Genomic DNA, 11,021 nt, shown 5'->3' with positions numbered 1-11,021 from the left:
CTGGCGGCTCTGGAAGCCCCCGCCGCCCCCGCCGCGGCGCCGTCCGTGACCGTGACCGCGCCCGGCGTGACGCCGATGGTCGTCGAGGAAGTGGGCCGCCCGGGCGCCTGACCCCGTGGAAACCCGCACCCGTGCAACGCTGCGCCAAGCTTTGCATTCTTGAACGGGGTTACTGGCGCGGGGGCGCCGCTTGAGGCGACCGTTTGCACGACACCACCCACGACATTGGCGCCGACGCCGAGCAGGCCCGGATCGCGGCCCTGAAATCCTACGGGATGCTGCACACGGCCCCCGAGGCCGACTTCGACAACATCGTCGCCTTGGCCGCCCGTCTCTGCGAGGCGCCGACGGCGCTGATCAGCCTGGTCGCCGAGGAGGAGCAGTGGTTCAAGGCCCGTTTCGGCCTGGAGGCCCGCTCGACCCCGCGCAACGTTTCGTTCTGCGACCACGCCATGCGCGGGGAGCAGGTCATGATCGTGCCCGACGCGGCCCGGGATCCGCGGTTCGCCGACAACGCCCTGGTCGTCGGCCCGCCGAACATCCGCTTCTATGCGGGAGCGCCGCTGATCACCGCGGAGGGTCATGCCCTGGGAGCCCTTTGCGTCATCGACAGCGTGCCGAGGCCGGACGGGCTGAGCGCCCTTCAGACGCAGGCGCTGGAGGTCCTGGCCCAGCAGGTGGTGGCTCAAATGGAGCTGCGCCGGTCGCGCACCGGCGGACTGGCGGTCGCCGACCTGCTGGCCGAGAGCGAGGCCCGGTTCCGGGCGGTCGCGGACTCCATGCCCCAGATGGTGTGGTCGGCCCGGCCCGACGGCTTCAACGACTATTTCAACGCGCGCTGGTACGAGTTCACCGGGACCGAGGAGGGGGTCGGCCACGGCGACGGCTGGGCGGAGATGTTCCATCCCGACGACCAGGATCGCGCTTGGGCCCGGTGGCGGCGTTCGCTGTCGACGGGCGATCCCTACGAGATCGAATATCGCCTGCGGCACCGGTCGGGCGTCTATCGCTGGACCCTGGGCCGGGCGATGCCGATCCGGAACGAGGCGGGAGAGATCGTCCGCTGGTTCGGCACCTGCACCGACATCGACGACCTGAAGCGGATGGAGCAGTCCAAGGAGCTGGTCAGTCACGAGCTCAGCCACCGCATCAAGAACATCTTCGCGGTGGTGTCGGCCCTGATCGCGCTGTCGGCGCGCCGCTTCCCCGAGGCCAAGGACTTCGCGACGGCGGTCCGCACCCGGATCAACGCCCTGGCCCGGGCGCACGAGTTCGTCCAGCCGCACACCGAAGCCTCGCCGGCCGAGGGCGGGGTGACGCTGCACGCCTTCCTGTCGGACCTGTTCCAGGCCTATGTCGATCCCGACGGGGCCGCCCGGGTCAGGCTGTCGGGGGACGACGCGACCTTCGACGACCAGGCGGCGACGTCGGTGGCGCTGCTGTTCCACGAACTGGCCACCAACGCCGCCAAGTACGGCGCCCTGTCGGTCGAAACCGGCCATGTCGACCTGCAGACCCGCAGCGACGGCGACCGGTTCATCCTGACCTGGGCGGAACGCGGCGGCCCGCCGCTGACGGGGGCGCCTGAGCGGTCCGGCTTCGGCTCTTCCCTGGCCACCCTGTCGGTCGAGGGACAGCTGGGCGGCCGCTTCGAGCGCGACTGGAGGCCGGAGGGGCTGGTCGTGGTCGCCGACCTGCCGGCGACCGCGCTTTCGCGGCGACGCGCGGCGATGAATGTCGGCTAGCGATCATATATTGTGAAACCCGCAGGGGTTCCGGGGCGTTAGCAGCCCACGAAAGGTTCCACCGGCCCGTCATGCCCGCGCGTATACTGATCATCGAGGACGAGGCCCTGGTGGCCATGGAGCTGCGCTTCGTTCTGGAAGACCTCGGCCACGAGGTCGCGGGGATGGCGGCGGACGCCCGCACGGCGCAGCGACTGGTGCGCGAGACCGATATCGACCTGGCGCTGGTGGACATCCATCTGCAGGACGGCCCGACCGGGGTCGATCTGGGACGGCGGCTGGCGCGCGAAGGGGTGACGGTCGTGTACATGACCGCCAATCCGGGAATGGTGTGCGGCGGCGTGGCCGGAACCCTCGGCGTGCTGTCCAAGCCGGCGGACGAACGGGTGCTGCAGACGGCGGTGGAGTACGCGCTGCGCCGCCGATGCGGACAAGCGATCGAGTACGCGCCGCCCGGCCTGCAGCTGTTCGGCTGACAATGGCGTGAGGCCGTGGTGCGGCGGGCGCGCGGCCCAGATGCAAGGCTCCCGACCGCCAAGGAGCCTTTCATGCAGACCCGTCCTCTCGGCCGCAGCGGCCTGACCACCGCGCCCCTGGTGTTCGGCGGAAACGTCTTCGGCTGGACGGTGGCCCGCGAGCGCTCGTTCGCCCTCTTGGATGCGTTCGTGGACGCGGGATTCAACGCGATCGACACGGCCGACGCCTATTCGCGCTGGGTTCCCGGCAACCACGGCGGCGAGAGCGAGACCATCATTGGGGAATGGTTGAAGCGCCGCGGCCGACGCGACGACGTCCTGGTGCTGACCAAGGTCGGCTCGTCCATGGGCCAGCATGGCGACGACGACCGACGCGACCTGTCGCCAGGCTGGATCGAGCGGGCGGTGGAGGACAGCCTGAGGCGGCTGGGGACCGACGTCATCGACCTCTACCAGGCCCATTGGCCGGACGAGCGGACCCCGCAGGAAGAGACGCTGCGCGCCTTCGAGCGTCTGATCCAGGCGGGCAAGGTGCGCGCGATCGGCGTGTCGAACCATTCCGCCGCCGCCACCTCGGAGGCGCTGGCGATCTCGGCGCGCGAGGGTCTGCATCGCTACGAGACCCTTCAGCCGCACTACAACCTGTACAGCCGCGCCACGTTCGAGGGGGCGTTGCAGGATCTGGCGGTGAAGGAGGGATTGGGGGTGATCACCTACTTCAGCCTCGAGGCCGGCTTCCTGACCGGCAAGTACCGTACGGCCCAGGAGGCCGCCGGAGCGGCCCGGGGCGGGGCGCTGAAGGACCGTTTCGACGAGCGCGGCATGCGGATCCTGGCGGTGCTGCGCGGCGTGGCGGAGCGCAACGAGGCGACGCCCGCCCAGGTCTCGCTGGCCTGGCTGCTGAGCCGCCCGGCGGTCACCGCGCCGATCGTCAGCGCGACCTCTCTGGACCAACTCGCGGACACGCTGAAGGCCGCCGAACTGGTGCTGCCGGCCGAAGACCTGGCCGAGCTGACGGAGGCGAGTGAGGGGTAGGCCGCCTCCACCCGGCCGGCACGCGGCCACCCTCCCCGCTCCGGGGGAGGGTGGTCGATGCGCAGCATCGGCCGGGTGGGGGCGGCTGAAATCACCAGGCCCCGATCTTCTCCGCCTCCTTGTGGCTGATCGGGTGGCGGGCCTTGGCGTGATCTTCCTCGGCCAGGAAGCGGACCGCTTCGAGCGCGGCCATGCAGCCCATGCCGGCGGCGGTGACGGCCTGGCGGTAGATGTCGTCGGTGACGTCGCCGGCGGCCCAGACGCCCTCGATGGCGGTCGCCGCCGTGCCGGGCTTCACCACCAGATAGCCGCCCTGCTTGGTCTCCAGCTGGCCGGCGAACAGCTCGGACGACGGCGCGTGGCCGATGGCGATGAAGACGCCGTCGGCGGCCAGGTCGCGCGTTTCGCCCGTCTTGACGTTCTTCAGGCGCGCGCCGGTGACGTTGACGCCGCCGTCGTAGGACGCGCCCAGGATCTCGTCGATCGCGTGGTCCCAGATCACCTCCACCTTGGGATGGGCGAACAGCCGGTCCTGAAGGATGCGCTCGGCGCGGAACTCGTCGCGGCGGTGCACGACGGTGACCTTGGAGGCGAAATTGGTCAGGAACAGCGCCTCCTCCACGGCGGTGTTGCCGCCGCCCACGACGATGACTTGCTTGCCGCGATAGAAGAAGCCGTCGCAGGTGGCGCAGGCCGACACGCCGAAACCCTGGTATTTGGCCTCGCTCTCCAGACCCAGCCACTTGGCCTGGGCGCCGGTGGAGATGATGACGGTCTCGGCCAGCAGTTCGGTCCCGGAATCGAGCGTCAGCCGGAACGGCCGCTGGCTCAGGTCCGCCTTGACCACGATGTCGTGGATCACCTCGGTCCCGACATGCTCGGCCTGCTTCTGCATCTGCTCCATCAGCCAGGGGCCCTGGATGACGTCGGCGAAGCCCGGATAGTTCTCGACGTCGGTGGTGATGGTCAGCTGTCCGCCGGGCTGCAGACCGGCGATGACGACGGGGCTCAGCAGGGCGCGGGCGGCGTAGATGGCCGCGGTCCAGCCGGCGGACCGGACCCGATGATGGCGACGCGGACGGTTCTCGGAGTGCTCATGCCCCTATTTAGGCGCTGATTCCGCCGGGCGCGATGCTAGTCTGGCCGCTCGCGGCAAGGAGTCGGGGATGAAGAACAGGGGAGCGGCCTTCCTGCCCATCGGAATGGGCTCGGGCATCGCCATCGGCACGGCGCTGGGCGTGGCTACGGACAATCTGGCGCTCGGCCTCGCCCTCGGCGTCGCCATCGGGTCGGGCTTGGGCGTGGCCCTGATGGGCGCGGTCAACGCCCAGTCCAAGAAGGACGGCAAGGCTGGTTCCGGCGACGGCTCTCATGTCGCCGACGGGGGCTCGGACGGCGGCTCCGATGGCGGCGGCGGCGGCGACTAGCTCCGGCCTATCCGCGCTAAAATTTCCCGAGCCGCGCGTTCGGTTTCGTTCAGGGGCTCGTAGCCCCAGCCCTCCAGCGTCCCGTCGAAGGGCCGCGCGGCGCCGCGTTCGGCCAGGTCGGCATGCAGGCGGGCGAATTTGTCCGCCGGCCGGGTCGCGATCATCGGCAGGACGTGCACCGGCTTGCCGGTGGAGGCGGCTTCGGCGGCCATGTTGGCGCTGTCCTCGGTGACCAGGATCTGGTCGGCGTAGTGCAGGAAGGCGAAGTAGGGGTTGGGCCCGCTCTCGTCCCAGATCATTCCCGGCAGGCGGGCCAGCCGGGCGATCATCACAGCCTTCGCCCCCTCGGGCGTCCGGCGCGAGAACGTCAGCATCAGCGAGCCGCCGGCGGCCTGGACCGCCCCGGCGATGCGCTGGGCCAGGTCGGCGGCGTGGGCTTCGGTCAGGTCGTGCGTCCGGGACGCGGCCGCCGATCAAGGCCGCCACCCGGGGGCGGGGCAGGGGCTCCAGGCGATCCGCGAAGGCCGTGGCTTCCTGGGCCGCACGAGCGGGCGAGACGCGGTGGGGCGAACCGGTGATCGGCAGCACGTTCGGACCCTCGATCCGGTCATGGCGCGGGGCGACCACCAGGTCGAAGTCGCCGGTCCGCCAACGCGGATCCTGGGTCTGGACGACGAAGGTCCTGCCTCCCGAGCGTCGTTTCGCGGCGATCGACAGCGGCAATGTGGCGCGGCCGGTGGCGATCCACACGTCGGGCCAGGCCTCGCCGGGCGCCGGAAAGACGGGATCGGAGGACGGATCCAGCATCCAGGGCGTCTTCAGCGCCGAGGGCAGCTTGTCGAAGGCGGGGCGCCATTTTACGCGCCGCACGACGATATCGGACGGCGAAAGGCGCTGGACGGCTTCGGCCAATCCCAGCGCCTGGTTCTCCATGCCGATCCGGCCGTCGGAGACGACCTGGATCGAAAGCGGTCCGGCTTTCGGACCTACTTCCACTCGACCTTGAGGATTTCGTAGGCCTTCACGCCTCCAGGCGTGTTGACCTCGACCACGTCGCCGACCTCCTTGGAGATCATGGCGCGGGCGATCGGGGAAGCCACGGAGATCTTGCCCGCCTTCACGTCGGCTTCGTGCTCGCCGACGATCTGGTAGGTGCCCTCTTCCTCGGTGTCCTCGTCGACCACGGTGACGGTCGCGCCGAACTTCACCTGGGCGCCCGACAGCTTGGACACGTCGATCACCTGGGCGCGCGACAGCTTGTCCTCGATGTCGGCGATCGAGCCTTCGATCCAGCCCTGACGCTCCTTGGCCGCGTGGTACTCGGCGTTTTCGGACAGGTCGCCGTGCTCGCGGGCCTCTGAAATGGCCGCGATCACGCTCGGCCGTTCGACCGACTTCAATTGCTTCAGCTGATCGTCGAGGACACGGTAGCCCTCGGCCGTCATCGGCACTTTTTCCATATGTCGTGAATTTCTTGTCTTCGCCCGACTGGAGACTACTCGGCACAGGGATCGCTGGGCGCGCGCGACCGGCCCAAGAGGGTAGGGCGCCTAGGCCAAAGGTTCAAGGGCGCGTGGGATGGGCCTGTTTTCGGCCGCGGGCCTGAACCTGGCGGAGCAGGCTCCAGGCGAGCCAGCCGGTGAGAACCAGGCCCAAGGCATGAATGCTCCGGACAGCAGCAGGACTCCGGCGGCGATGAAGGCCAGGACGAAGGCTATGGCCGCGGCCAGGGCCGCGATGATCTGGATGGTCTTCGGGCGCATGGAGGTGTTAACGCCGGCGACGGCGGCGGGTTTCCTCGCCGATGCGGCGTTCCGCGTCAGGCGTAGGCGTACGGGCCGCCCCGCTTCAGCGCCGCCTGATAGGCCGGACGGGCGTGAATCCGCTCCAGGAAGGCGCGGCATCGGGGCTTGTCCGGGAAACCCGCGCGCGAGGCCGCGGCCTCCAGCGGGAAGCTCATCATGATGTCGGCGGCGGTGAAACGGTGGCCGGCGAACCAGTCGGATTTCGACAGGGCCGTTTCCCACCAGGCCGTGTGGCTGGCGAGTTGGGGGGCGATCAGGGCCGCCCGGACCTTCCTGGCGATGCCCGCGGCCACGGGTCGGGCCAGCAGGGGCGCGCGTTTGGGGATCTCACCAAAGATCAGCGCCAGCAGCAGCGGGGTCATGGCCGACCCCTCGGCGTAGTGCAGCCAGTAGGTGTAGCGCCGCGCCTCCTCGGTCCGGGCGGGCGGCTTCAGGCCGGCGTCGGGAAAGGCCTCCAGCAGATATTCGATGATCGCGCCGGTCTCGGCCACGACCACGTCGCCATGCTGGATGACCGGCGACTTGCCCAAGGGGTGCACGGCGCGCAGGTCCGCCGGAGCGAGCCGCGTCTTCGGATCCCGCTCGTAGCGCTTGACCTCGTATTCGACGCCCAGTTCCTCGAGCAGCCACAGGACGCGCTGCGAGCGCGAGTCGTTCAGGTGGTGGACGATGATCATCGCGCTGTCTCCGGCAAGCCTGGCCGTTGTGGGCCGTTGACGTCGCGTCCGTCCAGCCTCTTTCAGCGCGCCGGAACGCGGACGACGGGGCTGAGCGGCGAGACCCCGTCGGGCGAGAAGGCCTCGACCGCGAACCAGTAGTCCACGCCGGTGTTCAGGGCGCGGACCTCCAGCTGATCGCCGGCGTCGCGCAGGTCGTCGAAGTAGATCTGGTAGGTCAGGAACAGCCTGTCCGGCGCCGTGCCCCAGCGGACATTGTAGCCCAGGGCGTCGGAGACCGGCTGGATGCGGACCAGGGCGTTCCTCTGATCCTCCCCGCGGGTGACCCGGGCGGTCGGGCGTCCCGGCGCGATGCCGTCGGTGGTCCCGAACACCCTCAGATCGGAATGGCCAGGTGGCGGCCGCCACCTCGCCGTGCTCGTAGCGGATGAAGCGGGCGTTGACCGGCGTCTCGCCCTCGACGTAGGCGTTGGGCCGGTCGCGGTCCGAGTCCGAGAGATCGGCGAAAACCCGCCAGTCCGCGCCGTCGCGGGACCACAGGATGCGGAAGCGCGTGCGGATGTCCGGCCGCTCGGCGTAGATCCCGGACTGATAGTCGGCGTAGTTCACCTGGACGGCGTGGACCCGCTTCATGCCGCCCAGGTCCAGTGTCAGGGTCTGCCCGGCCTCGTTGCGGTCGGCGACCCAGAAGGTGCGCGGGTTTTCGTCCACGGCTCGGTCGGGCGAGAACTCCCCTCGTGTCGAGGAAGCCTCGGCCTGGACCTTGTAGGACAGCGGGAACCAGCCGGTGAACAGGGCCTCCGGATCGCTCACGCGTCCGGTCGGCATGCGCTGCGGATAGTCGCCGAAGCGGCTGGAGAAATGCATCTGGCCGTCGGGGGTGAAGCCGCCGGGGAACATCGCGATTCGCCGCTCGAAGGTCCAGTTGTGGCCGATCCAGGGGGTGCCGGTGTTCCACCAGTTGCCGTGACGGTCCTGGAAGGTCGAGCCGTGGCCGGCGCCCTCGACGAAGCCGCCGGGCTTGTAGCTGATGGGATTGTAGGGGGCGTATTCGAACGGCCCCAGGGGGCTGTCGGCGACGTAGACCCCGTTGGCGTAGGCGTTGTACTCGGTGCCGGGCGCTCCGTACTGCAGGTAGTAGCGGCCGGCGTGCTTGGTCATCCAGGCCCCCTCCATGTACGGATTGATCGCCGTGCCGTTCGGCAGGCCGCCCGAATGGTCCTGGCCGAACCGCTCCCAGCCATGGCGGTCCGGGTGCAGGACGTGCAGGCGCACGGGCTCGCCGACGAAGCGCACCGGCGGGGTCGGATCGATCTCGGCGCCGTACAGCGGATAGACGTTGGACGAGCCCCAGTAGAGGTACCACTTGCCGTCATCATCAATGAACAGGCCGGGGTCCCACGGGCCGGGCGGCAGCTTGTCGGCGGGCAGGCCGCCCTCGCCGAAAGATCCCTCCTCGTTGCGGCTGACCGCGCCCGGGACGGGGGGAAGGACGCGGGTGTGCCATTCCCACTGGCCGGTCTCGGGATGCTCGCTGACCAGCAGGGGGCGGGGCTCGAAGGCGGACTGCATCAGATACAGCCGCTCGCCGTCCGACACGGCGGCGGGGGCGACGTTCGACTCGAACGGCCAGCGGTTCGGCCGGACGTAGGTCCAGTCCAGAAGATCGGTCGAGGTCCAGTAGCCGTCGGCCAGGGTCTGGAACAGGAAGTAGCGGTCCCGGTGCAGCACGATCACCGGGTCGGCGCCGGTGCGATAGCTGATGCCCCGGTGGGTCTGTTCGAAATTGTACTTGTAGTCGACGTCGACCGGATTGGCCCAGGTGCGCGGGCGGGCCTCCTGGGCGGCGGCGGGCGCGACGGCCAGCAGAGAGGACAGGACGGCGGCGGCGATCATGGTGCGCATGATCCGGACGCTACCACGCGCCTTCCCATGGTTGAGTTCACGACCCGTTTCGCCCAAACCGGACGGATGACGACACCGGAACCCCGTCTGACCTCGCTCGCCCACGGGGGCGGATGCGGCTGCAAGATCGCGCCGGCGATGCTGCAGGACATCCTCAAGGGCCTGCCCCGGGCGGGCCCCTTCGCCAACCTGATGGTCGGGACCGAAACGGGGGACGACGCGGCGGTCTGGCGCCTGAACGACCGCCAGGCCCTGGTGGCGACGACGGACTTCTTCATGCCGGTGGTCGACGATCCTTTCGAGTTCGGCCGGATCGCCGCGACCAACGCCCTGTCCGACGTCTACGCCATGGGCGCGACCCCGATCTTCGCCCTGGCCATCGTCGGCATGCCGGTCAACGTCCTGTCGCCGGGCGCCATCGGCCGCATCCTGCAGGGCGGGGCCGAGGTCTGCGCCACGGCCGGCATCCCGGTCGCGGGCGGGCACTCGATCGACAGCGTCGAGCCGATCTACGGGCTGGCCGTCCTGGGCCTGGTCGATCCCGAGCACGTCCTGACCAACCGGGGCGCGCGGCCCGGCGACGTCCTGATCCTGACCAAGCCCCTGGGCGTCGGCGTCCTCAGCGCCGCCTTCAAGCAGGGGCGGTTGGGCCCCGCGGGCTATGCGGCCCTGGTCGCCTCGACCACCCGGCTGAACGCCCTCGGCGCGCAGCTGGCGGGCAGGCCCGGCGTCCATGCGGTGACCGATGTCACCGGCTTCGGCCTGCTGGGGCATGCGCTGGAGATGGCCCGCGGCGCGGGGCTGTCGGTTCAGCTGATCGGATCGCCGCCCCTGTTGGAGGGGGTGGAGGCGTTGGCCCTGGACGGCGTGCGAACCGGCGCGTCGGGCCGCAACTGGACCAGCTACGGCGGCGAGGTCGATCTGCCCGATGGCTTCCCGGATTGGCGCCGGGACCTGCTGACCGATCCCCAGACCTCGGGCGGCCTGCTGATCTCGGTCGCCGGAGACCAGGCCGAGGCGCTGCTGGCCCTGGCGCGTGCGGAAGGGTTCGAGCAGGCGGCGGTGATCGGACGCGTGGCGGAGGGGCCCGCACGGGTGCGGGTTCAGGCGTGATCCGGCGCGCGACGGAGCTGTCGCCCGAGGCCCGCGACGGCTTCGACGCCCTGATCGACGTGCGCAGCCCGTCCGAGTTCGCCGAGGATCACCTGCCCGGCGCGATCAACCTGCCGGTCCTGGACGACGCCGAGCGGGCTCTGGTCGGGACGGAGTACGTCCAGGGCTCGAAATTCCTGGCCCGGCGCACGGGCGCCGCCTTGGTGGCGCGCAACGTCGCCGCCCACCTGGAGGGGGCTCTGGCGGATCGCCCGGGAAGTTTCCGGCCGCTGGTCTACTGCTGGCGCGGCGGCCAGCGCTCGGGCGCCATGGCGACGGTGATGGGCCAGGTGGGCTGGCCCGTGACCGTGCTGGAGGGCGGCTACCGCACCTGGCGGCGACAGGTGGTCGAAGCGCTCTACGACCGTGCGCTCGGTCACCGCCTCGTGCTGCTGGACGGCCCCACGGGAAGCGGCAAGACGGCCCTGCTGGGCGGCCTGGCCCGGCGAGGGGTCCAGACCCTGGACCTCGAGGGTCTGGCCGGTCACCGGGGCTCGGTCTTCGGCGCCGTCCCCGGCGGGCAGCCGTCGCAGAAGGCCTTCGAGAGCGCCTTGCACGACGCCCTGTCGCGGCTGGATCCAGCCCGTCCCGTGGTGGTCGAGGCGGAGAGCAGCCGGGTGGCGCGCGGGTCCTGCCGCGCGGGGTCTGGGCCGCCATGACCGCCGCGCCGGCGATCGAGATCGGGGCTCCGTTCGAGGCCCGGGTGGCGCGCATCGTCCGCGACTACGCCGGCATCGCCGCCGATCCGGCCGCACTGGACGCGGCGCTGACCAAGCTGCCCAGGCACCACGCCAAGGCC

9 protein-coding genes and 3 pseudogenes are annotated in these 11,021 nt (G+C 70.4%); 6 read left to right on the top strand and 6 right to left on the bottom strand.

Annotated elements, in window-relative coordinates; translation table 11 throughout:
- The first annotated feature begins 203 nt into the window (after nt 1-203).
- The 3 genes from AC2W7C_RS07455 to AC2W7C_RS07445 all read left to right on the top strand — a co-directional run bounded on the left by AC2W7C_RS07455 (nt 204) and on the right by AC2W7C_RS07445 (nt 3,256).
- On the top strand, nt 204-1,745 hold the full coding sequence (locus tag AC2W7C_RS07455; RefSeq protein ID WP_486000869.1) for a sensor histidine kinase: 1,542 nt from the start codon (nt 204-206) through the stop codon (nt 1,743-1,745).
- 71 nt (nt 1,746-1,816) lie between these two features.
- Nucleotides 1,817-2,221, top strand: coding sequence for a response regulator (locus AC2W7C_RS07450; RefSeq protein ID WP_486000868.1), 405 nt, complete (start codon nt 1,817-1,819; stop codon nt 2,219-2,221).
- Between the two features lie 72 nt (nt 2,222-2,293).
- Entirely contained in the window at nt 2,294-3,256 is a 963-nt protein-coding gene (locus AC2W7C_RS07445) for an aldo/keto reductase (RefSeq protein ID WP_486000867.1), read from the top strand.
- A gap of 91 nt (nt 3,257-3,347) precedes the next feature.
- Here AC2W7C_RS07445 and trxB read toward each other — a convergent pair.
- Nucleotides 3,348-4,354: pseudogene (trxB, locus tag AC2W7C_RS07440) on the bottom strand (thioredoxin-disulfide reductase).
- A gap of 68 nt (nt 4,355-4,422) precedes the next feature.
- Between trxB and AC2W7C_RS07435 the strand changes: the two are divergent.
- On the top strand, nt 4,423-4,683 hold the full coding sequence (locus tag AC2W7C_RS07435) for a glycine zipper domain-containing protein (protein WP_486000866.1): 261 nt from the start codon (nt 4,423-4,425) through the stop codon (nt 4,681-4,683).
- Here AC2W7C_RS07435 and AC2W7C_RS07430 read toward each other — a convergent pair.
- The 5 genes and pseudogenes from AC2W7C_RS07430 to AC2W7C_RS07410 all read right to left on the bottom strand — a co-directional run.
- Nucleotides 4,680-5,093 carry an ELM1/GtrOC1 family putative glycosyltransferase gene (locus tag AC2W7C_RS07430; protein WP_486000872.1) on the bottom strand — a complete coding sequence of 138 codons (414 nt, stop codon included), beginning with the start codon at nt 5,091-5,093 and terminating at the stop codon, nt 4,680-4,682. The two genes, AC2W7C_RS07435 and AC2W7C_RS07430, sit on opposite strands and share 4 nt — an antisense overlap.
- A gap of 112 nt (nt 5,094-5,205) precedes the next feature.
- A pseudogene (locus AC2W7C_RS07425) lies at nt 5,206-5,616 on the bottom strand (ELM1/GtrOC1 family putative glycosyltransferase); the annotation flags it as partial.
- 53 nt (nt 5,617-5,669) lie between these two features.
- Entirely contained in the window at nt 5,670-6,143 is a 474-nt protein-coding gene (gene greA, locus AC2W7C_RS07420) for a transcription elongation factor GreA (protein WP_486000865.1), read from the bottom strand.
- Between the two features lie 359 nt (nt 6,144-6,502).
- On the bottom strand, nt 6,503-7,165 hold the full coding sequence (locus AC2W7C_RS07415) for a glutathione S-transferase (RefSeq protein WP_486000871.1): 663 nt from the start codon (nt 7,163-7,165) through the stop codon (nt 6,503-6,505).
- Nucleotides 7,166-7,642: 477 nt separating this feature from the next.
- Nucleotides 7,643-9,061, bottom strand: a pseudogene (locus AC2W7C_RS07410) (family 43 glycosylhydrolase); the annotation flags it as partial.
- Between the two features lie 75 nt (nt 9,062-9,136).
- Here AC2W7C_RS07410 and selD point away from each other — a divergent pair.
- Nucleotides 9,137-10,183, top strand: a complete 1,047-nt coding sequence (selD, locus tag AC2W7C_RS07405; RefSeq protein ID WP_486000870.1) for a selenide, water dikinase SelD — start codon at nt 9,137-9,139, stop codon at nt 10,181-10,183.
- Nucleotides 10,180-10,881, top strand: a complete 702-nt coding sequence (mnmH, locus tag AC2W7C_RS07400; RefSeq protein ID WP_486000864.1) for a tRNA 2-selenouridine(34) synthase MnmH — start codon at nt 10,180-10,182, stop codon at nt 10,879-10,881. The genes selD and mnmH overlap by 4 nt, the downstream gene beginning before the upstream one ends.
- Nucleotides 10,882-11,021: the final 140 nt, after the last annotated feature.

The organism is Brevundimonas sp. CURTG3B2_SDJG, assembly GCF_057364705.1.
Note: the sequence above shows the minus strand (reverse complement) of the source record. Positions and strands in the feature narration are given on the sequence as shown.